This window comes from Tardiphaga sp. vice304, from assembly GCF_007018905.1.
Lineage (GTDB): Bacteria > Pseudomonadota > Alphaproteobacteria > Rhizobiales > Xanthobacteraceae > Tardiphaga.
Window position 1 is genome coordinate 3,703,783 of the sequence record NZ_CP041402.1, and the last position, 22,325, is coordinate 3,726,107.

A 22,325-nucleotide genomic window follows, 5' to 3' on the forward strand; every position below is an offset into this window, starting at 1 on the left:
CATCATGCTGACCGACCGCCGCCCTATCCTGCTCGCCAATGCCCGCCTGATCGATCCGTCGCGCAAGATGGACGGTATCGGCGACGTGCTGATCGCCGATGGCGTGATCCGCGATGCCCGCCGCGGCATCGGCGCAGCCGGCGTGCCGGAGGGCACCGACATCGTCAATTGTGCCGGCATGATCGTGGCGCCCGGCCTGGTCGACATGCGCGCCTTCGTCGGCGAGCCCGGCGCCAGCCACCGCGAGACCTTCGCCTCCGCCAGCCGCGCCGCCGCCGCCGGCGGCATCACCACCATCATCTGTCAGCCCGATACCTCGCCGGTGATCGATAATTCCGCGACGGTCGACTTCGTGCTGCGCCGCGCCCGCGACACCGCGATCGTCAACATCCATCCGATGGCCGCGCTGACCAAGGGCATGGCCGGAAAAGAAATGACCGAGATCGGCCTGTTGAAGGCCGCCGGCGCCGTCGCCTTCACCGATGGCGACAAGAGCATCACCAATGCGCAGCTGATGCGCCGCGCACTCACTTACGCGCGCGACTTCGATGCGCTGATCGTGCATCACACCGAGGATCCCGATCTGGTCGGCGAAGGCGTGATGAACGAGGGTGAGCGTGCCTCGCGGCTCGGCCTGATCGGCATTCCCAACGCGGCCGAAGCGATGATGCTGGAGAGGGACATGCGGCTGGTCGCGCTGACCGGTGGCCGCTATCATGCGGCGTCCCTCACCTGCATCGAATCCATCGAGGTGCTGCAGCGCGCCCGCGACGCTGGCCTGCGCGTCAGCGCCTCGGCCTCGATCAACCATCTCACGCTGAACGAGATCGATATCGGGCCGTATCGCTCCTACCTCAAACTGTCGCCGCCCCTGCGCACCGAGGACGACCGCCAGGCGCTGGTCGCCGCGGTCGCCTCCGGCCTGATCGACGTCATCATGTCCGACCACAATCCGCAGGACGTCGAGACCAAGCGGCTGCCGTTCGCCGAAGCAGCCCCCGGCGCGATCGGACTCGAGACCATGCTGTCGGCCGGGCTGCGGCTGATCCACAGCGGCGAACTGGATTTCACCACGCTGATCCGGGCGATGTCGACGCGGCCGGCCGAACTGCTCGGACTGCCCGGCGGCACGCTGCGCCCCGGCGCCGTTGCCGACGTCATTGTGATTGACGCCGACGTGCCGTGGGTGCTGGATCCCGCCGACCTGAAGTCGCACAGCAAGAACACGCCGTTCGACGAGGCCCGCTTTACCGGTCGCGTCGCGCGTACGATTGTCGGCGGACGCACGGTGTATGAACATGTGTAGGTCGCAATGATTGTCGTTTATGTTTTTGCCGCAGCGCTTGGCTATTTCCTCGGCTCGATCCCGTTCGGGCTCGTGCTGACCAAGCTTGCCGGCACGCAGGACATCCGCACCATCGGCTCCGGCAATATCGGCGCCACCAATGTGCTGCGCACCGGCCGCAAGGGGCTGGCCGCGGCGACGCTGCTGCTCGATGCATTGAAGGGCACCGTAGCGGTGATCATCGCCGGCAATGTCGGCGGCCCGGACGCGGCGATGGTCGCCGGGCTGTTCGCGTTCCTCGGCCACCTCTTCCCGGTCTGGCTCGGCTTCAAGGGCGGCAAGGGCGTGGCGGTCTATATCGGCATCATGCTCGGCCTGTTCTGGCCGGCCGCGCTGATCTTCTGCATGGCGTGGCTCGCCTCCGCCTTCGCCTCGCGCTACTCGTCCTTCGCGGCCCTCACCGCCAGCGTCATCACGCCGATCTTCCTGTGGTGGGCCAAGGCACCTCAACTCGCCGTGCTGACGACGATTTTGACCGCCCTGCTCTGGTTCATGCACCGCGAAAACATCAAGCGGCTGCAGGCCGGCACCGAAGGCAAGATCGGCGCGAAGACCTAGCCGCGCGACCGCACCAGGCGAAGCCGCTTGACCATCGTCGACCCCGCTCCCACCTTGAATCAACAAGCGCCGAGGCACGATCGCGCATGTCGCGCGGTGGAGATTGCAGTATGTGGCAGGCCTTCAGCTATTACGCGACCTTGGCGATCGAGTCCGCGCTCGGCGTGTTCGGCATCCGGCTGTACGAGGAGCCGCGCTTTGAGGTGATCGAGCGGATCGGCGACCGCGTCGAAATCCGCAGCTACGGTCCGCGCCTGACGGCGCAAGCGGTGGTCGCCAGGCCCGGCAATGCCGGGCGCAGCGAAGCGTTTCAATTGTTGTTCAACTATATTGCCGGTGCAAACGCAGGCGCCGGCGGAGCGGCAGACCGGATTGCCATGACCACGCCGGTCGACGTGCGGCCCAGCCGACTTGCCATGACGACGCCGGTACAGGCCGCGGAAACCAGTGGCGCCGTGCAGATGCAGTTCTTTCTTCCGGCGATCTACACGCTGCAGACCGCGCCGGCGCCGGCCGATCAGCGGGTACAGATCATAACCGTGCCGGCCGAAACCATCGCCGCCTTGCGGTTCTCCGGCTCGGGCCGCGATTTCGCCGAGCGGCAGGCGGAGTTGCTTGAGCTCCTGAAAACCTCGCAATGGCGGCCCGTCGGGGACACCTATGCGCTGAACTACGACGCGCCGTTCACACTCCCCTTCCTGCGTCGCAACGAAGCCGCCGTGGCGGTCCGCAAGCCTGGTCCGTAATTCTACGCCGAGCCTGTCACAAACTCTTTGCAATGCCGATCTTGGCAGCTCGCGGAGCTGTTCCTATGATCGGTCATGGCCAAATTTTTTCCGACTCTCGAACCGCATCACCATCGCTTCATTGCGGCCCAACACATGTTCTTCACCGCGTCGGCGGCGCCGACCGGACATGTCAACATGTCGCCTCGCAGCACCGACATGTTCCGGGTTCTGGGCGACAATGCCGCGATGTATCTCGACCGCAGCGGCAGCGGCAACGAAACCGCCGCCCATCTACGGATCAGCGACCGCCTGACGATCATGTTCTGCGCCGTCGCCGGCCCGCCGCTGATCATGCGGCTGTTTGGCAAGGGGCGCGTCATTCACCGCGACAGCGATGAATTCGGCAGCCTTTTGCAGGAACAGTTCAAGGGTGATGTGCCGCTTGGTGCCCGCCAGATGGTCCGCCTCGATTTCGATCTGGTGCAGACCTCCTGCGGCTACGGCGTGCCGCTGTTCGAATACCAGGAGGAACGCACCCAGATGGATGCCTGGGCCAGGGCCAAGGGCGTCGACGGGATCGAAGCCTATTGGCGGGAGAAGAACCAGGTCAGTCTCGACGGTTTTCCGACCGGACTTTTCGAGACGACTTCGGCCGGCGAGCCGTAAAGAAGCCTGCCGTCGAAGCCGTGAAACCCCTCGCCATGGCGAGCCGAAATGGTTGCGCGCACTTTTAAGTTGCGCGATGCTGTCCCGCAGGGGGCCGCGTGGACAACAACCAACCCACCACCATTCATCTCTCCGACGCCCAGCGGATCGACTGGTTGCGGTTGATCCGCAGTGACAATGTCGGGCCGCGCACCTTCCGGTCGCTGGTCAATCATTTCGGCAGCGCGCGTGCGGCGCTTGAGCGTCTGCCCGATCTGGCACGGCGCGGCGGTGCCGCCCGGCCCGGCCGGATTTTTGGCGAGGACGATGCCAAGCGAGAGCTGGCCGCTTCGCGAAAATTCGGCGTTTCGCTGTTGGCGCCCGGCGAGGCCGGCTATCCGCCGCGGTTGGCCGGGATAGACGACGCGCCGCCGTTACTCGGCGTGCGCGGTCGCCTTGAAGCCGCGATGCGGCCGATGATCGCCATCGTCGGCTCGCGCAACGCCTCCGGCGCCGGGCTGAAATTCGCCGAAAGGCTCGCGCATGATCTCGGCGACGCCGGCTTCGTCATTGCCTCCGGCCTCGCCCGCGGCATCGACCAGGCGGCGCACCGCGCCAGCCTCCGCTCCGGCACGCTGGCGGTGCTGGCCGGCGGCCACGACAGGATCTATCCGCCGGAGCACGAGGACCTGCTCTATGCGCTGCTCGAAAAGGGCGGCGCGATCTCGGAAATGCCGATGGGCCATGTGCCGCGGGCGCGGGATTTTCCGCGCCGCAACCGGCTAATCTCCGGGGTCTCGCTCGGCGTCGTGGTGATCGAGGCGGCGCACCGGTCGGGATCGCTGATCACCGCCCGGATCGCTGCCGAACAGGGTCGCGAGGTGTTCGCCGTGCCGGGCTCGCCGCTCGACCCGCGCGCCGCCGGCACCAATGACCTGATCAAGCAGGGCGCCGCCCTGGTCACCGAGGCCGCGGATGTCATCAACGCGGTCACACCGATCATGGATCGCCCGGTCGAACTGCCCGGCCGCGAGCCGGAAGAGATCGCGTCGTTCGACGAGCCCGACCATAGCGACCGCGCGCGGATCGTCGCCCTGCTCGGCCCAAGCCCGGTCGGCATCGACGACCTGATCCGGCTCAGCAGCGCCTCGCCCGCGATCGTGCGGACCGTGCTGCTGGAGCTTGAACTGGCCGGCAGGCTGGAGCGCCACGGCGGCGGGCTGGTGTCGATGATCTGAACCTCGCTACCCTTTGAAGCGATCCCGCGCGACCTCGTCGGCTTCCATCACCGCCATGTCGAGCAGATAGCCGAGCATGTCGTGGCCGTGTCGCCGCGCCATCTGCGACAGATCCACGATGGTACTCTTTATATAGAGCGCTGCCTCCTCCGGGCCACCGTCCCCGGACGGCCCGCGGCGGTGCGAAGCATCGTTTCCGGATGGTGACGGCATTGCATGTCCTTCCCGAGCGGTCGCGAACGGCCGATGAAAAGCCTAATCCAACTCCTGTCGAAAATGCAACCATTGGATGCATATAACAACTTTTGAGATAGGTTCGGTTGCATTGCTGCGCCCGAGTTCCAACACAAAATTTGACACAGACCCCCTTCACACCCATGTTCGCCGCGAAACGGCCGCCGCGACTCTCGCGATCCCGGCCCGTCTTTCTCCCTTAAGCTATTGGAATGACATGAATATCGTCATTGTCGAGTCGCCCTCCAAAGCCAAGACGATCAACAAGTATCTCGGGCCTGACTACGAGGTGCTGGCGTCGTTCGGCCATGTGCGCGACCTTCCTGCCAAGAACGGATCGGTCGATCCGGATGCCAATTTCCAGATGATCTGGGAGGTCGATCCCAAGGCTGCCGGCCGCCTTAATGACATCGCCAAGGCGCTCAAGGGCGCCGACAAACTGATCCTCGCGACCGACCCGGACCGCGAAGGCGAGGCAATCTCCTGGCACGTGCTCGAAGTGCTGAAAGAGAAGCGTGCGATCAAGGACCACAAGATCGAGCGCGTCGTGTTCAACGCCATCACCAAGCAGGCGGTGACGGAAGCGATGAAGAACCCGCGCCAGATCGATGGCGCGCTGGTCGACGCCTACATGGCGCGCCGCGCGCTGGACTATCTGGTCGGCTTCACGCTGTCTCCGGTGCTGTGGCGGAAACTGCCCGGCGCACGCTCCGCCGGCCGCGTGCAGTCGGTCGCGCTGCGGCTGGTATGCGACCGCGAACTCGAAATCGAAAAGTTCGTGCCCCGCGAATACTGGTCGCTGGTCACCACGCTGGCGACGCCGCGCGGCGAGAGCTTTGAAGCGCGCCTGATCGGCGCCGACGGCAAGAAGATCCAGCGGCTCGACATCGGCACCGGCGAGGAAGCCGAGGATTTCCGCAAGGCGATCGACGCCGCCAAATTCGAAGTGACCACCGTCGAAGCCAAGCCCGCACGCCGCAATCCGCAGGCGCCGTTCACGACCTCGACGCTGCAGCAGGAAGCCAGCCGCAAGCTCGGCTTCGCGCCGGCGCACACCATGCGGATCGCGCAGCGGCTCTATGAAGGCATCGACATCGGCGGCGAGACCACCGGTCTCATCACCTATATGCGAACCGACGGCGTGCAGATCGACGGCTCGGCGATCATCCAGGCCCGCGAAGTGATCGGCGAAGACTACGGTAAGAAATACGTTCCCGACGTCGCGCGGCAATACTCGACCAAGGCCAAGAACGCCCAGGAGGCGCATGAAGCGATCCGCCCGACAGATCTGTCGCGCCGCCCCGCCTCGTTGCGCGGCCGTCTCGATAACGACCAGTCGCGGCTCTATGAGCTGATCTGGGTCCGCACCATCGCCAGCCAGATGGAATCCGCCGAGATGGAGCGCACCACGGTGGACATCTCCGCCAAGGCCGGCGCCCGCGTGCTGGAATTGCGCGCCACCGGCCAGGTGGTGAAGTTCGACGGCTTTCTCGCGGTCTACCAGGAAGGTAAGGACGACGACACCGACGACGAGGATTCGCGCCGCCTGCCCGCCATGAGCGAAGGCGAGACGCTGAAGAAAGAGAATCTCGCCGTAACCCAGCACTTCACCGAACCGCCACCGCGCTTCTCGGAAGCGTCCCTGGTGAAGCGGATGGAAGAGCTTTCGATCGGCCGGCCCTCGACCTATGCGTCGATCCTGCAGGTACTGAAGGACCGCGGCTACGTCCGGCTCGAGAAGAAGCGCCTCTACGGCGAGGACAAGGGCCGCGTCGTCGTCGCCTTCCTGGAGAACTTCTTCGCGCGCTACGTGGAGTACGACTTCACGGCGGCGCTGGAAGAGAACCTCGACCGCATCTCCAACAACGAGATCTCCTGGCAAGAGGTGCTGCGCGACTTCTGGACCGACTTCATCGGCGCGGTCAACGAGATCAAGGACCTGCGCGTCACCCAGGTGCTGGACGCGCTCGACGACATGCTCGGGCCGCACATCTATGCGCCGCGCGAAGACGGCGGCGATCCGCGCCAGTGCCCGACCTGCGGCACCGGCAAATTGAATCTCAAGGCCGGCAAGTTCGGCGCCTTCGTCGGCTGCTCGAATTACCCGGAGTGCCGCTACACCCGCCCGCTCGCGGCGGATTCCGGCGCGACGGCCGACCGTATTCTCGGCAAGGACCCGCTGACCGATCGCGACGTCGCCGTGAAGGCCGGCCGGTTCGGACCCTATATCCAGCTCGGCGACGTCAAGGACTACGCCGAGGGCGAGAAGCCGAAGCGCGCCGGGATTCCGAAGGATACGTCGCCAAGCGATGTCGAACTCGATCTCGCGCTGAAACTGCTGTCACTGCCGCGTGAAGTCGGCAAGCACCCGGAGACCGGCGAGCCGATCACCGCAGGCCTCGGCCGCTTCGGGCCGTTCGTGCGCCATGAAAAAACCTATGCCAGCCTGGAAGCCGGCGACGAAGTGTTCGACATCGGGCTCAACCGCGCCGTGACGCTGATTGCCGAGAAGATCCTGAAGGGTCCGAGCGGTCGCAAGTTCGGCGCCGATCCCGGCAAGCCGCTCGGCGAGCATCCGACGCTCGGCGGCGTGGCCGTCAAGGGCGGGCGCTACGGCGCCTATGTCACCGCCGGCGGCGTCAACGCGACGATCCCCAGCGACAAGACGCAGGAGACCATCACGCTGGAAGAAGCCATCGCGCTGATCGACGAGCGCGCCGCCAAGGGCGGCGGCAAGAAGCCGAAGCGCGCCGCCAAGAAGGCCGTCGCCAAGAAAGCACCGGCCAAGAAGGCCGCGGCAAAATCTGACGACGCGGATGCCAAGCCTGCCAAGAAGGCGGCACCGAAGAAGAAGGCCACGGCCAAGAAGGCCGTTGCCAAGAAAGCGGCTGCCAAGCCGAAGGCCGAAAGCGCGGCCGCCAGTCCGGCGCGCGCGCCGGTGACGGCGAAAACCTCGCCGGCCAAGAAGGTCGCAAAACCTGCTGCGAAGAAAAGCGCCAGCAAGAACGGATAATTGTGAGCAAGAAACGGGATAACGGCTTTCCAACCCGGGATGCGATCGTCGCGTTCGTTCGTACCAACCCCGGCAAGATCGGCACCCGCGAGATCGCGCGGGAATTCGGCCTGAAGAATGCCGCCCGCATCGAGCTGAAACAGATTCTGCGCGAGCTCGCCGAGCAAGGCGTGATTGCCAAGCAGGGACGACGGGTGCACGAGGCGGCGGTGCTGCCGCCGACCATGCTGGTCGATATTGTCACGCGAGACCGCGACGGCGAGTTGCTGGCGACGCCGACCGAGTGGGACGAGGCCACCCAGGGCGCGACGCCAAAGATCCGCATCCACACCCCGCGCCGTCCCCTGCCCGGCACCGCGGCCGGCGTCGGCGATCGCGCCATGCTGCGCATCGAGCAGATCGAGGCGGAAGGCGACGCCACCGCCTATCGCGGCCGGGTCATCAAGGTCGTCGACAAGGCCAAGGCACGCTTGCTCGGCATTTTCCGCGAGCTGCCGGGCGGCGGCGGCCGGCTGATCCCGGTCGACAAGAAGCAGGCCGGCCGCGGCGAGCTCAACATTGCCGAGCGCGACCGCAACGGCGCCGAAGACGGCGACCTGGTCAGCGTCGACCTGATCCATACCCGCGGCTATGGCCTGGCCTCCGGCAAGGTGAAGGAGCGGCTCGGCTCGCTATCGACCGAAAAGGCCGTCAGCCTGATTGCGATCCACAGCCACGAAATCCCGCAAGAATTCTCCGCCGCCGCGATCACCGAGTCCGAAGCGGCCGAGCCTGCTACACTTTCCGGCCGTGAGGACTGGCGCGCCGTGCCGCTGATCACGATCGATCCGCCGGACGCCAAGGACCATGACGACGCGGTCTATGCCGAGCCCGATCCCGACCACGACGGTGGCTGGATCGTCACCGTGGCGATCGCCGATGTCGCGTTCTACGTGCGGCCGGGTTCGGCGCTCGACCGCGACGCGCTGACGCGCGGCAACTCGGTTTATTTCCCCGACCGCGTCGTGCCGATGCTGCCGGAGCGGATCTCCAACAACCTGTGTTCGCTGGTGCCCGGCGAAGCGCGCGGCGCGCTCGCGGTGCGCATGGTGATCGGCCCTGATGGCCGCAAACGCTCGCATACCTTCCACCGCATCCTGATGCGCTCGGCCGCCAAGCTGAGCTACGCGCAGGCGCAGGCGGCGATCGACGGCCATCCCGACGACACCACCGGCCCCATTCTCGAGCAGATCCTGAAGCCGCTGTACGCCGCTTACGCCGTGGTAAAACTGGCGCGCGACGAACGCGATCCGCTCGACCTCGACATCCCCGAACGCAAGATCCTCTTGAAGCCCGACGGTACCGTCGATCGCGTTATCGTGCCGGAACGCATGGACGCGCATAAACTCATCGAAGAGTTCATGATCCTGGCCAACGTCGCTGCGGCCGAGATGCTGGAAAAGAAAGCGCTGCCGCTGATCTACCGCGTGCATGACGAGCCCTCGCAGGAGAAGGTTCACAACCTGCAGGAATTCCTCAAGACGCTCGACCTGCCGTTCGCCAAGCAGGGTGCGCTGCGGCCGTCGCTGTTCAACGGCGTGCTGGCCAAGGTCAAGGGCCACGATTCCGAACCGCTGGTGAACGAAGTCGTGCTGCGCTCGCAGGCGCAGGCCGAATACTCCTCCGACAACTACGGACACTTCGGCCTCAACCTGCGCCGCTACGCTCATTTCACTTCTCCTATCAGGCGATACGCAGATCTTATCGTGCATCGCGCGCTGATCCGCGGCCTCGGCCTCGGCGAAGGCGAATTGCCGGACACCGAGACGCCGGAGACGCTGGCGGAAGTCGCCGCGCAGATTTCCGTCACCGAACGCCGCGCCATGAAGGCCGAGCGCGAAACCTCGGACCGACTGATCGCGCACTTCCTCGCCGACCGTATCGGCGCGACCTTCCAGGGCCGCATCTCCGGCGTCACCCGCGCCGGGCTGTTCGTGAAGCTCTCCGATACCGGCGCCGACGGCCTGATCCCGATCCGCACGCTCAGCACCGAATATTTTAACTATGACGAGGCGCGCCACGCGCTGGTCGGCACGCGCAGCGGCGCTATGCACCGGCTCGGGGACGTCGTCGATGTCCGCCTGGTGGAAGCGGCGCCGGTGGCCGGCGCTTTGCGATTTGAACTACTTTCGGAAGGCCGCGTTGAGCGCAAAGGCCCCCGCCGCGGGTCCGAAGGAGATCGGTCAGCCGGTATTGGCCGGGCTCCGGGCGGCAAGTCGACAAAGGGAACTTCGAAGGGCCCCTCATCCAAGCCGGCCAAGCCGCCGAAGAAGATCAAGCTTGGACGAAATGCCCGATTGAAGGCCAAGGCCGAAGCCGGCAATGGGGGTGCCAGCACCACCGGCCCAGCAAATGCCGGCAAGCCCACGAAGAAGAGGAAGTCGTCATGAACGATTCACCGACAAAAACCTTGCCAGAAAAAACCTGGACCTCCGCGCTGGACCCCAGTGCCAAGCGCAACGTGTGGACCGCAATGAAGCGCGGCTTGATCGGCCGCTGCCCGAACTGCGGCGAAGGCAAACTGTTTCGCGCCTTCCTGAAAGTCGACGATCACTGCTCGGTCTGCGCGCAGGATTTTTCCGCGCACCGCGCCGACGACCTGCCGGCCTATCTCGTCATCGTGATCGTCGGCCACCTCTTGGTACCGGTGATCCTGTGGATCGAGACCGACTATTCGCCGGCGATCTGGCTGCAACTATCCATCTACCTGCCATTCACGCTGATCGCGTCGCTTGCTTTGTTGCAACCCGTCAAGGGCGCGGTGGTCGGCCTGCAATGGGCGTTCCGCATGCACGGATTTGGCGACGGCGACCACGACTGATACGCTGGCCGTCCTGTTTAGACATCAATCAAGAAAATCAAAAACGAGGGCGGCATGAGCGACGTACAGCTCGGCAAGGAAGCAGATCACCATCCCTACAAGCGTCCGCGAGACGCCGCGACGTTGATGCTGGTCGACCGGTCCGGAACAATCCCGAAAGTGCTGGTCGGCAAGCGTCACGCCAATGTCGTGTTCATGCCCGGCAAGTACGTCTTTCCTGGTGGCAGTGTCGACAAGACCGACAGCAAGATCCCGATCGCAGCCCCCCTCCCGCCCGAGCTCGAAGCCAATCTCGCCAAGGGTAGTCCGAAGACCGCCCCTTCGCGCGCGCGTTCTCTGGCCGTCGCCGCTATCCGGGAAGCTTGCGAGGAAACCGGGCTCTGTCTCGGCCGCAAGGTCGAAGGCCAGCCCAAAAAACTGTCTGGCGCATGGTCGGCGTTCAACGATGCCGGCCTGCTGCCCGATCCGTCCGGACTGTTTCTGATCGCGCGCGCCATCACGCCGCCCGGCCGGATCAAGCGGTTCGATACACGCTTCTTTACCGCTGATGTGTCCGCTATCGCACATCGTATCGAAGGCGTCATACACGCCGACGCGGAACTGGTAGAGTTGCTATGGGTCGAACTCGGCTCCGAACATCTGGCCGATGCCCACGCGATGACAAAAAATGTTCTGAATCAATTGCAGAAGCGGCTAAGTACTGGTCCATTGAACCATCATGCGCCTCTGCCGTTTTTCCATTGGTATAGTGGCAAGATGCAGCTTGATATGCTACCCGGCGAAGGCTGAGTGCTAATATTGAACTGCGATCTATTTTCACAGTTATTTTAACCCAATCGTTTGCCGCTGCCACTTACACACCTCTGGAGGCGAGGAGCTAACGACAATGGGGCAAATGCATTCGTTCGAAGACGTCGTCGATGTTTCGACCTTCACGCCGGATTCGCTCCGATACCGCCAGAAAGCATCCGCGCTCGGCCAGCGCGCCAGCGTGGAGGACGACCACGAAAAGGTCCGCGCGATGCTCGACCTGGCGGTATCGTGGATCCAGCTTGCGGAAAACGAAGAGCTGATGGCGAGCGAATCGCGCACCACGATGTTCTGACCGCTGCAGGACCGAGCGACGCCTGATCTCCCGTTGTCCGCCGCCGTCGCGGCAGTCCACCTTGCCTTGCTTGAACCGCAACAATCTTCTTCCCGCGTGAGCGCCGGATTCTTCCGGCCGCTGGCGTCGCAATCTTTCGGTATCAGCATCAGGAAGTTGGAAGGGCGAAACGTCAGTTGCGCCGCGCGCGTTCGACGATGTCGCAATCGGCATGTAGGATTTTTTCCTGCCCCCTGCCCGGGATCCCGCCAACCAATACCAGCGAGAGCGCCGTCCGCACGTCATCGACCTTGCGGCGCGCCTGCTCGCGCAGGGCGAGGCGGCTACGGCGCAACCTTCGTCGGCATGCTGCAGACCATTGGCGACCAGATGGAAGAATGGCTGGTGACGGAGGCCTGCGACGGTTTCCGCATCCTGTTCCCGTTTCTGCCGGAGGGCCTGGATGCCTTCGTCGATCGAGTGGTGCCGGAACTGCGACGACGCGGAATCTTCCGCGCCGAAGAGGAAGGTGCCACGCTACGGGACAATCCGGGCCTGCCCCGACCGAAAAACCGCTTCTTTCCCGCCTGAGACGCCGGATGGGCGCTTTTCCGGACCGCCAACCTTGACTTTGGGGCATTCGAGGCTAGGTTGCGCGCAACGCGGCCAGTGCTCTGGCTGTCACCGATTCCTGACATCAGAGGTTTTCACATGGCCAAGGCGGTCACCATCAAGATCAAGCTCGTTTCCACCGCGGACACCGGCTTTTATTACACTGCGAAGAAGAACTCGCGCACCATGACCGACAAGATGGTCAAGAAGAAGTACGACCCCGTCGCGCGCAAGCACGTCGAGTTCAAGGAATCCAAGATCAAGTAAGCGATGTTTTCAGCTGCTGACGATCGAACGGAGCCGAAAGGCTCCGTTTTTCGTTGTGGGAAGTTCAGACGGCTGCGCCGTCTTCTTACCCTCCCCTGGAGGGGGAGGGTCGGCGAGCAGTCGCGCGCAGCGCGATGCGAGACGGGGTGGGGTGAATGGCGAAGCTCCGTCGTTTCGCTACTCACCCCACCCCGAATAGATCGCACTCCGTGCGATCTATTCGACCCTCCCCCTCCAGGGGAGGGTAAGAAAAGGAAACTCAAGCCGCCGCCGAGACCACCCGGTTACGACCGTCATGCTTGGCGCGATACAAAGCCACGTCGGCGCGCTTGAGGACGTCGGCGACCGGCTCGCCCTTGATTTCCAGCGTCGACAGACCGATCGAGATCGTCACCTCGATGTGCTTGTTGCCCTTGTCGATCGCGAAGGGCTCGCCGGCAATGGCGCGGCGCAGACGTTCGGCGACCATGCCGGCGACCTTGAGGTCGGTCTCCGGCATCACGATGATGAATTCCTCGCCGCCGTAGCGGCACGCCAGATCGATGCCGCGGATCGACTTGCGGATCCGCACGGCGAATTCCCGCAGCACGTCGTCGCCGCAATCATGGCCGTGGTTGTCGTTGATCGACTTGAAGAAGTCGATGTCGAGCATCAGCACCGCCAGCGGCTTGCCGCGGTTTGCGGCCTGCTCCGCCAGCGTTTCGAGATGGCTCTCCATGTAGCGGCGATTATGCAGCCCGGTGAGACCGTCGGTGATCGCCATCTCGATCGAGTTCTGCACATTGTCGCGCAGATGGTCGGTGTAGCGGCGACGCCTGACTTGCGTCCGTGCGCGCGCCAGCAGCTCGTTCTTGTCGACCGGGCGCAACAGGTAGTCGTTGACGCCGATTTCGAGGCCACGCAGCATCCGCGCATCATTGTCGGCATCCGCGATCGCCAGGATCGGCACCTGCCGCGTGCGCTCCAGCGAACGCGCCTGGCTGCACAGCCGCAAGCCGTCGAAACTCTCCAGGCCGAGCGAAACGATCAGCAGGTCGTAATTACCTTCCGCTGCATGAAACAGGGCGTCCGCAGGATTGGGTTCGACATCGACATGGTGCTCGGCGCTCAGGATCGGCGCCAGCCGCTCATAGGACGACGGCCGGTCATCGACCAGCAGAATGCGCCCGCCCATGCCCGGATCGGCCACCGCCGAGCGCTCCGGCGCCTGCACGCCAATCTCCAGCGAGGTGATGGCGCGCATCCGCAACTCGTCGGTCATCATCTTCAACCGCGTCAGCGAACGGACCCGCGCAATCAGCACGGCGTCCGCCACCGGCTTGGTCAGGAAATCATCGGCGCCGGCCTCGAGGCCGCGCACGCGATCGGCCGGACTGTCCAGCGCGGTGACCATCACCACCGGAATGAAATGCGTCTTCGGATTGGCCTTCAGCCTGCGGCAGACCTCGAAGCCGTCCATGTCCGGCATCATCACATCGAGCAGGATCAGATCGCATTCGGAGCGCGCGCAGATCTCCAGCGCCTGGGCGCCCGACGATGCGGTGGTAACGTCGAAATATTCGGCCGAGAGACGGGCTTCGAGCAGCTTGACGTTGGCGGGGATGTCGTCGACGACCAGGATACGCGCGGACATCGAGACCCCCTAACCGATAAACCGACGAACGGTCTCGATAAATTTGCCGACTGAAATAGGCTTGGATAAATAGGCTTCGCAGCCGCCCTCGCGGATGCGCTCTTCATCGCCCTTCATGGCGAAGGCGGTGACGGCGACGATCGGTATCATGCGCAGCCCCGGATCGTCCTTGATCCAGCGTGTCACTTCGAGGCCGGACACCTGCGGCAACTGGATGTCCATCAACACGAGATCGGGACGTTGCTTGCGAACGATCTCGAGCGCCTCGTAACCATTGCTGGTACCGATGGTCAGATAGCCATGCGCTTCAAGCAGATCGCGGAAGAGCTTCATATTGAGCTCATTATCTTCCACGATCAGGACGGTTTTAGCCATCCCGCCCTCCAATCCTGAACGATAACGTTCTCGATGTGCGCCGAACGACATTGCTCTGCCGCACGCGCGATACAACCTGCAAGGGGAACTCAGTTGCGGCCCGGAGTGTCCCCGACCACCCCTGCCGGAGCGCCCGTTGTCCGTCGGCATCGGCCAGTTGCTGGCAACGCCCCGGTGACTCGGGCATGATGGTAAACTAGAGACGATTAGTTACGGAAAGGCAAACAGCCATGCTAAAAAAGCGCTCCCAGCACCCGGGACAAGTCGCTGAAATCGTTGCCATTCAGGCGCTATCCTTCGTGGCCGGCGAGCCTGAGCGGCTGGGTTTGTTCCTGTCCGAGAGCGGAATCGGCCCGGAGACGCTGCGCTCCGCCGCCAAGGACCCGCAGTTTCTCGTCAGCGTGCTGGATTTCGTGCTGCGCGACGACGAGACGGTGCAGGCGTTTTCGGCCTCGTCCCAGTTGCATCCGACGACCATTGCAGCCGCCCGGCAGGCACTCGGCGATCCCAGGCTCGAGCGCGACATCCCGTGATTCCCGCCCCGACAGAAACGAGCGGACCGCGCTGCTTCTGCCGGGATTGCCTTGCCGACCAGAATATCGCCGCGAGGCGCTGCACCGCCTGCGGCTCGCCGCGGCTGGTGCGCCACCATGCCCTGCCCGCTTTGACGATGGCCCATATCGATTGCGACGCCTTCTACGCCACGGTGGAGAAGCGCGACAATCCGGAACTGGCCGACCGCCCGGTCATCATCGGCGGCGGCAAGCGCGGCGTGGTGTCGGCCGCCTGCTATATCGCCCGCACCTATGGTATCCGCTCGGCAATGCCGATGTTCAAGGCGCTGGAACTGTGCCCCGCAGCCGCGGTGGTCAAACCCGACATGGCCAAGTACGTCCGCGTTGGCCGCGAGGTGCGCCATGCGATGCAGGCGCTGACGCCGTTGGTCGAGCCGCTGTCGATCGACGAGGCCTTCCTCGATCTCGCCGGCACGCAACGCGTCCACGGCATGATCCCGGCCAAGGTGCTGGCGAAGTTTGCCGCAGAGATCGAGCGCAACATCGGCATCACGGTTTCGGTGGGCCTGTCGGTGAACAAGTTTTTGGCCAAGATCGCTAGCGATCTCGACAAGCCGCGCGGCTTCGCCGTGCTCGACCAGGCGGATGCCTGCGCGATGCTGGCCGACCGCCCGGTCGGCTTCATCTTCGGCGTCGGCCCCGCCACCGCCGAACGGCTCTCGCAGCGTGGCTTCCGCAAGATCGGCGACCTGCAGAAGGCCGACGAGCTTGAATTGATGAAGCAGTTCGGCGGCGAAGGCCGCCGGCTATGGCGGCTGGCGCGCGGCATCGACGACCGCAAGGTTGTGGCCGATCGTAACGCCAAGACGATCTCCAATGAGACCACCTTCAATGAGGACATCCGCGACTTCGCCACACTGGAGAAGATCCTGTGGCGGCTGTCGGAGAAGGTATCGTCGCGACTGAAGAGCGGGGAAGTGGCCGGCACCACGGTGACCCTGAAACTGAAGACCGCGGATTTCCGCCAGCGCACCCGCTCGCAATCGATCCATTCCCCCACCCAGCTCGCGGCGAAGATCTTTGCGATCTCGCGCGAGATGCTTGCGAAGGAGATCGACGGCACCGCCTTCCGCCTGATCGGCACCGGCGTCAGCGCGCTGCAGCCGGGCTCGCAGGCCGGCGACACCGACATGATCGACCGCCGCTCCGCCGATGCCGAGCGCGCGATGGACGGGTTGCGCAAGAAGTTCGGCGACGCGGCGGTGATCCGCGGCATTGCCTATGAGGGGCCGGTAAAGAGTTCGTAACTTGTAGCCCGGATGAAGTCGACGCGCCGCATGGCGGCGAGGCGACGCAATCCGGGAACAGCATCAATAGTGGATGGCCCGGCCCCGGATTGTCATCCGGGCTACGCTCATCACTTGCAGGGCTTGCTGTCCTTCACGTTGAACTTGCCCATGGTGCCGCCGATCACGAAATCATTGTAGTCCAGCACCAGCGAGCGCGACACGCCATTTTCGTACAGCTCGAACGACATCGCATAGACCGGCGTCTGCTCGCCGCTGTTCGGCTTGGCGGTTTCGTCATAATAGCTCACCGTCACCGGCCAGCGGGTCAGCGGCTTCATCGCGTCGGACGTGGTCGAGGCATCGGGCTCGGCACCGGCGCGGTCGCCGGGGATCGCGGCCCCGATCACCGTCAGCGTGTTGTAGACCTTCTCGCCGGTGTCGGAGCCGTCATAGACCTTGAGCTCAAGCAGCGACTTGCCGTCGCGCGCCGCGGCGATAATGCGGTGGATCTGCTCGGTCGGAAACACGGTCGAGCCATCGAGCGTGAGGGTCTTCACCACCGGCTGCTTGAGCTTGACGGTGACGTGATCGCCCTCGCGCTCGGCGATGCCGTCGATCACGCTGGGGTCGCCGTCGTTCATGCGAGTGTCGATCTTGAAACGATAGCTCTTGCCGGCGCCGTCTTCCCAGCTCGTCGAGCGCAAATCGCTCAGCGTGTTCTTGCCCTCGCCGGTTTCCAGCTCCGAGACCTGGCGGAAATCCGAGGTGTAGCCCTCGCAGGCGCTGCCGGTGAAATTATACAGAATGCGCCCGCTGGCGGAATTGACGCTGGCATTGCCGCGCGACTTCAGCAGCTTCAATTCATACAGCGCCTGATGCGCCATGAACGGCACGGGGGCCGCGGCCTTCGCCGCGCCGCCGAGACCCATCAGCGCCAGCGCCACGGCACCGGCTTGAATGCAGGAAAGAGAGGCTGATCGGCGCATGCGGGTTCCCTGACTGCTGAGTGACGATACTAAAGAGCGCCCCATTGCGCCGCAACTGCGGCCGGAATTGGCGACGACCGAAATATGCCGGTCCATTGTCGTGAATTTGATGCTACCGAGGCGTTCCCTGTCGGCGCCGGGCGTCACCCGTGGTTGCTTGCATGACAGGACGCGATGGGTGAAACAGGCCGCCCGACGCGGCACGCGGACGGTTCGGACGCAATTTTCAGAACGGAGACGGTAATGGCAGGAACGGTCGAGCAGAAACTGGCAGCCCTCGGTGTGACGATCCATGAGCCGATCAGCCCGGTGGCGAATTACGTCGGCTTCGTGCGGACCGGCAATCTGCTGTTCGTCTCCGGCCAGATCTGCATGGGCGCGGACGGCCAGTTGATCGCCAAGGGCAAGCTCGGCGCCGGCGTCACGCTCGACCAGGGCGTCAACGCCGCCCGGGGCTGCGCCATCAACCTGCTGGCCCAGGTCAAGGCCGCGCTGGGCGATCTCGACAAGGTGGTGCGCCTGGTCCGTCTCGGCGGTTTCGTCAACTCCACCCCCGACTTCGTCGATGCGCCGAAGGTCATCAACGGCGCTTCCGACCTGATGGTCGCGGCGTTCGGCGACAAGGGCCGGCATGCCCGGGCCGCGGTCGGCGTGGCCTCCCTGCCCGCCGATTGCGCCGTCGAGGTCGACGGCGTGTTCGAGGTCGCCTAACCAGAGAACCTGCGATGCACGCTCCCGCCTGGCTCACCGCCCGCCCGGTCGCGCATCGCGGCCTGCATGACCGCGCCCGCGGCGTGGTCGAGAACATGCCGGGCGCCATCGCCGCCGCGATCGCCGGCAACTTCTCGATCGAGGTCGACCTGCAACTGTCCGCCGATGGCGAGGCGATGGTCCACCACGACGACGATCTCGGCCGGCTCACCATCGGCTCCGGCTCGCTGCGCAGCCACACCGCCGCCGAGCTGAAGCAGGTGGCGTTCAAGGACACCGACGAGCGGATGATGTCGCTCGCCGATCTCTGCGCGCTGGTCGATGGCCGGGTCGGGCTGGTGCTGGAAGTGAAAAGTCACTTCGACGGCGACCGCCAGCTCGTTGGCCGGATGGCGGAAATCCTGAAATCCTATTCCGGCCCAGTGGCCGTGATGTCGTTCGATCCCGACCAGGTGCTGGCGCTGCGCCAGCTGTTGCCGGCGCTGCCGCGCGGCATCACCGCGCAGCGGCGCTACGACGACGGCGAGTGGCTGGAACTGACACCGGCCCAGCGCCGCGGCATGCAAAGCCTTCGCCATGCTTTCACCACCCGGCCGCATTTCGTGGCCTATTGGGTGAAGGATTTGCCGGCCCCGGCGCCGTGGATAGCGCGTCATCTGTTCGGCTGCGCGCTGCTGACCTGGACAGTGCGCACCCCGGAACAGCGCGCTGTCGCCAGGGCTCATGCCGACCAGATGATTTTCGAGGGCTTCGTCCCCGAACCGTGACCGCCCTTGCGCTGACCTCCGCGATGCACAAATCTATGGACGGTCATCGCGATGGCCGATCGCAACTGACCGGGCCTTGATGAATTCGTCGGACATAACGCTGGAAGCCGTCTCCTCCATCAGCCAGATTCCGGCCGTGGACTGGGATGCCTGCGCCACCTCCGGCGCCGACGCTGGCGAACTCGAATCGCTGGACACGCTAGCCTCGTGCGCGCCTTCAACGCCCCGCACCAACACCTCGGCTTTGACGTATAACCCATTCATTTCGCACGCTTTCTTCCTCGCGCTCGAGAAATCGAATTCGGCCTGCGCGCGCACCGGATGGGGTCCGCGGCACCTGATCGCGAAGCGCGATGCCGCCATCGTCGGCGTGGTGCCGTGCTATCTGAAATCGCATTCCCAGGGCGAGTACGTGTTCGACCGCGGCTGGGCCGACGCCTATGAGCGCGCCGGCGGCCAGTATTATCCGAAGCTGCAGGCCTCGGTTCCGTTCACCCCGGCGACCGGCCCGCGCCTCCTGATCCGCGATCCCGCCGATGCCCACCGCATCGGCCAGGCGCTGGCCGGCGGGCTGATCGGACTGTGCGACGCGACCGACGCGTCGTCGGTGCACGTCACCTTTGCGCGAGAGAACGAGTGGAAGTTTCTCGCCGAAAAGGGATTCCTGCAGCGCACCGACCAGCAGTTTCACTTCCACAATCCCGGCTATGCCTCGTTCGACGATTTCCTCGCCACCCTGAACTCGCGCCACCGCAAGGCGATCAAGCGCGAGCGTCGCGACGCGCTGGCGAACGGCATCACCATCCACGCGCTGACCGGCAATGACATCACCGACGATGCGTGGGACGCCTTCTTCGCCTTCTACATGGAGACCGGGTCGCGCAAATGGGGCCGGCCCTATCTGACCCGCGCCTTCTACAGCGAGATCGCCGCCACCATGGCCCGCGACGTCGTGCTGATCATGGCGAAGCGTGAGGGCCGCTGGATCGCCGGCGCCATCAACTTCATCGGCTCGGACACGTTGTTCGGCCGGCACTGGGGCGCCGTCGAGCACCACCCGTTCCTGCATTTCGAGGTCTGCTATTATCAGGCGATCGACTTTGCGATCCAGCGCGGGCTGAAGACCGTCGAGGCCGGCGCGCAGGGCGAGCACAAGATCGCGCGCGGATACCTGCCGCAGACCACCTACTCCGCACATTACATCGCCGACCCCGGCTTCCGCCGCGCGGTGGCGGATTATCTGAAACATGAGCGCGCGCATGTGGCGGAAGCGGTGCGCGAACTGACCGAGGCCGGCCCGTTCCGCAAGGGTGACATTCACAGCACCCACGAAGAACCGACCTGACGCGCCGGTACGGGTTGACCGATTCAAGGTTGGCGGCGACAGTCGCCGAAATTCTCCGGGAGGCACCATGACCGCGTATGACCCCAGCAACATCTTCGCCAAGATCCTGCGCGGCGAGTTCTCCTGCTACAAGGTGTATGAAGACGACCACACCCTCGCCTTCCTCGACATCATGCCGCGCACGCCCGGCCATACGCTGGTGATTCCCAAGGCGCCGGCGCGCAACATTTTCGATATCACGGCAGACGATTACGGCCACGTCGCCCGCACCGCGCACCGGATCGCAGCGGCGGCCCGAACGGCTTTCGCCGCCGACGGCATGACCATCGCGCAATATTCGGAAGCAGCCGGCGGCCAGGTCGTGTTCCACCTGCACATGCATGTGATGCCCCGCCACGACAATGTCGGCCTGCTGCCGCCCGCGACGCGCAAGGAAGATCCCAAGGTGCTGGAAGACAATGCGACGAAGCTGATCGCGGCGCTGGCGGCGCTGTAACCGGATCGCACCGGCCCTGCGCCCCCTCGCCCCGCTCTTTGCGGGGCGAGGTGAAAAAACGCCACCTACCCCGTCTGGAAATCGCCGGGCTGCGGCGGCGCCAGCGGGGTGAACTCGCAGCGGTCGGGCTTGAGATCCAGGAGCGGCGTCTCGTCGAGACAGTCGAGGCCGCGCACGAACACCGTCGGACCCTCGATGCCGATCAGCCTCACCATTGAGGTGCCGATTGGGTTGGGCCGCACCGGCGAGCGCAGCGAGAAGGTACCGCGCGCGCGGCCGTCATTCTTCGGGCTTTGCAGCACCAGGTCGCGGCGCGACAGATGCAGCCAGTAGATCACTTCGAGATGCTCGAACAGATCGAGCCCCTGCAACGCCGGCACCCAGGGCTCGAAGATTTCCAGCCGGCATACCGGGCCGTCGTGGCGGCCCTGCCGCGGCGTCTCCAGCCGCGACGTCCAGGGCGTGCGGATGCGGCCGATATAGACCAGCCCGGCATGAACAGGCTTCGGCGCATCGACGGCGCTCTCGCCGTCGCGGATCTCGCTTTCACGAACCATCGGTCAATCCCGTTTCAATCCAGCGAGATGTTCTGCGCCTTGATCACCTTCGACCACCGCGCCCGGTCCTCGTCAACGAATTCCGCGATCTGCGTCGGCGTCTTCGGGCGCAGCACCGGGAAGCCGATCTTCTCCAGCGAAGCGCGAAACGCCGGATCCTCCAGCGCGCGGTCCATGCTCGCCATGATCTTCTTCACGATGTCCTCCGGCAGCTTCGCCTGTCCGGCCAGGCCGAACCAGACGCCGACCTGATAGTCCGGATAACCGCTTTCGATCACGGTCGGGACATCCGGCAGATCCGGACTGCGCTGCGCCGACGACACGCCGAGCGGGCGGAGCATGCCCGCTCTGACCGGCGGCAGCGCAGTGGACAGCGTGTCGAACATCACCTGGATATTGCCGGACAACAGATCGGTCAGCGCCGGTCCCGCGCCCTTGTAGGGGATGTGGGTCATGTCGACACCGGCGATCTGCTTGAACATTTCTCCGGCGAGATGGATGGTGCCGCCGGTGCCGGCCGAGCCGAAATTGAGCTTGCCGGGATTGGCCTTGGCGTAGGCGACGAACTCCTGCACCGTCTTCGCCGGCACCGAAGGATGCACCTCCATCACCACCGGCAGGTCGGTCACAATCGTCAGCATGCGCAGATCCTTCTGCGCGTCATAGGGCAGCTTTTTGTAGAGCAGAGGGTTGAGCACCATGATCGACGCCGCCGTGACGAACAGCGTGTAGCCGTCGGGCTCGGCGCGCGACACGACCTCGGCCGCGATCGCGCCCTGCGCGCCCGGCTTGTTCTCGACCACGGTGGCCTGCTTGAGATCGCGGCCGAGATAGTCCGCGACCAATCGTGCCAGCACATCGGTCGGACCGCCGGCGGCATAGGGAACTACGAGCTTGATCGGCCGAACCGGATATTCCGCGGCGCGAACCGGCGTCGCCAGCATGAGGGCGACAAGCGCCCAGCACGAAATGAAGACGGAGCTGGCGCGTGATGTCATGGTTTCACCCGATGTCTTGTTTTTGTTGGCGGCAGACTAGCGAACGCCGAGGGGGACGCAAGCTGAGTC

The 22,325-nt window shown here is 64.7% G+C and carries 22 protein-coding genes and 1 pseudogene; 18 read left to right on the forward strand and 5 right to left on the reverse strand.

What is annotated here, in order from left to right:
- Positions 1-4: 4 nt before the first annotated feature.
- The 12 genes and pseudogenes from FNL56_RS17580 (at position 5) to rpmG (ending at position 12,584) form a co-directional block, all read left to right on the forward strand.
- Entirely contained in the window at positions 5-1,306 is a 1,302-nt protein-coding gene (locus tag FNL56_RS17580) for a dihydroorotase (RefSeq protein WP_143576221.1), read from the forward strand.
- Between the two features lie 6 nt (positions 1,307-1,312).
- The gene (gene plsY / locus FNL56_RS17585) at positions 1,313-1,903 is read left to right on the forward strand and encodes a glycerol-3-phosphate 1-O-acyltransferase PlsY (RefSeq protein WP_143574170.1); all 591 of its coding nucleotides are present in this window, start codon (positions 1,313-1,315) and stop codon (positions 1,901-1,903) included.
- A gap of 110 nt (positions 1,904-2,013) precedes the next feature.
- Positions 2,014-2,649 (forward strand): SOUL family heme-binding protein, encoded by a 636-nt coding sequence (locus FNL56_RS17590; RefSeq protein WP_143574171.1) that lies wholly within the window; start codon positions 2,014-2,016, stop codon positions 2,647-2,649.
- A 75-nt stretch (positions 2,650-2,724) separates the two neighbouring features.
- Entirely contained in the window at positions 2,725-3,297 is a 573-nt protein-coding gene (locus tag FNL56_RS17595) for a pyridoxamine 5'-phosphate oxidase family protein (RefSeq protein WP_143574172.1), read from the forward strand.
- A 98-nt stretch (positions 3,298-3,395) separates the two neighbouring features.
- Positions 3,396-4,514: a DNA-processing protein DprA gene (dprA, locus tag FNL56_RS17600; RefSeq protein WP_143574173.1), complete on the forward strand. Its 1,119-nt coding sequence runs from the start codon at positions 3,396-3,398 to the stop codon at positions 4,512-4,514.
- Positions 4,515-4,965: 451 nt separating this feature from the next.
- Positions 4,966-7,761 carry a type I DNA topoisomerase gene (gene topA / locus FNL56_RS17610; protein WP_143574175.1) on the forward strand — a complete coding sequence of 932 codons (2,796 nt, stop codon included), beginning with the start codon at positions 4,966-4,968 and terminating at the stop codon, positions 7,759-7,761.
- Between the two features lie 2 nt (positions 7,762-7,763).
- Positions 7,764-10,190 (forward strand): ribonuclease R, encoded by a 2,427-nt coding sequence (gene rnr / locus FNL56_RS17615; RefSeq protein ID WP_143582203.1) that lies wholly within the window; start codon positions 7,764-7,766, stop codon positions 10,188-10,190.
- Positions 10,187-10,621 (forward strand): DUF983 domain-containing protein, encoded by a 435-nt coding sequence (locus FNL56_RS17620; protein ID WP_143574177.1) that lies wholly within the window; start codon positions 10,187-10,189, stop codon positions 10,619-10,621. Before rnr ends, FNL56_RS17620 begins: the two co-directional genes overlap by 4 nt.
- Positions 10,622-10,675: 54 nt before the next feature.
- Entirely contained in the window at positions 10,676-11,410 is a 735-nt protein-coding gene (locus tag FNL56_RS17625; RefSeq protein ID WP_143574178.1) for an NUDIX hydrolase, read from the forward strand.
- A gap of 97 nt (positions 11,411-11,507) precedes the next feature.
- A complete protein-coding gene (locus tag FNL56_RS17630; RefSeq protein ID WP_210245406.1) occupies positions 11,508-11,726 on the forward strand; it encodes a hypothetical protein in 219 nt (72 codons plus the stop codon).
- A 233-nt stretch (positions 11,727-11,959) separates the two neighbouring features.
- A pseudogene (locus tag FNL56_RS17635) lies at positions 11,960-12,296 on the forward strand (LLM class flavin-dependent oxidoreductase); the annotation flags it as partial.
- Between the two features lie 120 nt (positions 12,297-12,416).
- Positions 12,417-12,584, forward strand: coding sequence for a 50S ribosomal protein L33 (gene rpmG, locus FNL56_RS17640; protein WP_143574180.1), 168 nt, complete (start codon positions 12,417-12,419; stop codon positions 12,582-12,584).
- Between the two features lie 259 nt (positions 12,585-12,843).
- Here the strand turns inward: rpmG and FNL56_RS17645 are convergent, their stop codons facing one another.
- Positions 12,844-14,217, reverse strand: coding sequence for a PleD family two-component system response regulator (locus tag FNL56_RS17645; RefSeq protein ID WP_143574181.1), 1,374 nt, complete (start codon positions 14,215-14,217; stop codon positions 12,844-12,846).
- A 9-nt stretch (positions 14,218-14,226) separates the two neighbouring features.
- The gene (locus FNL56_RS17650; RefSeq protein ID WP_143574182.1) at positions 14,227-14,592 is read right to left on the reverse strand and encodes a response regulator; all 366 of its coding nucleotides are present in this window, start codon (positions 14,590-14,592) and stop codon (positions 14,227-14,229) included.
- Positions 14,593-14,822: 230 nt separating this feature from the next.
- On the opposite strand from FNL56_RS17650, the gene FNL56_RS17655 reads away from it, so the two are divergent.
- Positions 14,823-15,125, forward strand: a complete 303-nt coding sequence (locus FNL56_RS17655) for a DUF3572 domain-containing protein (RefSeq protein WP_143574183.1) — start codon at positions 14,823-14,825, stop codon at positions 15,123-15,125.
- Positions 15,122-16,414 carry a DNA polymerase IV gene (locus tag FNL56_RS17660; protein ID WP_143574184.1) on the forward strand — a complete coding sequence of 431 codons (1,293 nt, stop codon included), beginning with the start codon at positions 15,122-15,124 and terminating at the stop codon, positions 16,412-16,414. Before FNL56_RS17655 ends, FNL56_RS17660 begins: the two co-directional genes overlap by 4 nt.
- 110 nt (positions 16,415-16,524) lie before the next feature.
- On the opposite strand, the gene FNL56_RS17665 is transcribed toward FNL56_RS17660, so the two are convergent.
- Positions 16,525-17,382 (reverse strand): cell envelope integrity EipB family protein, encoded by an 858-nt coding sequence (locus tag FNL56_RS17665; protein WP_143574185.1) that lies wholly within the window; start codon positions 17,380-17,382, stop codon positions 16,525-16,527.
- A 243-nt stretch (positions 17,383-17,625) separates the two neighbouring features.
- On the opposite strand from FNL56_RS17665, the gene FNL56_RS17670 reads away from it, so the two are divergent.
- From FNL56_RS17670 to FNL56_RS17685, 4 genes are all read left to right on the forward strand, one after another.
- Positions 17,626-18,093, forward strand: coding sequence for a RidA family protein (locus FNL56_RS17670; RefSeq protein ID WP_143582204.1), 468 nt, complete (start codon positions 17,626-17,628; stop codon positions 18,091-18,093).
- A 14-nt stretch (positions 18,094-18,107) separates the two neighbouring features.
- Positions 18,108-18,860: a glycerophosphodiester phosphodiesterase gene (locus FNL56_RS17675; protein ID WP_143574187.1), complete on the forward strand. Its 753-nt coding sequence runs from the start codon at positions 18,108-18,110 to the stop codon at positions 18,858-18,860.
- 79 nt (positions 18,861-18,939) lie between these two features.
- Positions 18,940-20,205, forward strand: a complete 1,266-nt coding sequence (locus FNL56_RS17680) for a GNAT family N-acetyltransferase (RefSeq protein WP_210245528.1) — start codon at positions 18,940-18,942, stop codon at positions 20,203-20,205.
- A gap of 67 nt (positions 20,206-20,272) precedes the next feature.
- Positions 20,273-20,701 carry an HIT family protein gene (locus tag FNL56_RS17685; RefSeq protein WP_143574189.1) on the forward strand — a complete coding sequence of 143 codons (429 nt, stop codon included), beginning with the start codon at positions 20,273-20,275 and terminating at the stop codon, positions 20,699-20,701.
- Between the two features lie 65 nt (positions 20,702-20,766).
- On the opposite strand, the gene tsaA is transcribed toward FNL56_RS17685, so the two are convergent.
- A complete protein-coding gene (tsaA, locus tag FNL56_RS17690) occupies positions 20,767-21,258 on the reverse strand; it encodes a tRNA (N6-threonylcarbamoyladenosine(37)-N6)-methyltransferase TrmO (RefSeq protein WP_143574190.1) in 492 nt (163 codons plus the stop codon).
- A gap of 14 nt (positions 21,259-21,272) precedes the next feature.
- Positions 21,273-22,256, reverse strand: coding sequence for a Bug family tripartite tricarboxylate transporter substrate binding protein (locus FNL56_RS17695; protein WP_143574191.1), 984 nt, complete (start codon positions 22,254-22,256; stop codon positions 21,273-21,275).
- Positions 22,257-22,325 lie beyond the last annotated feature (69 nt).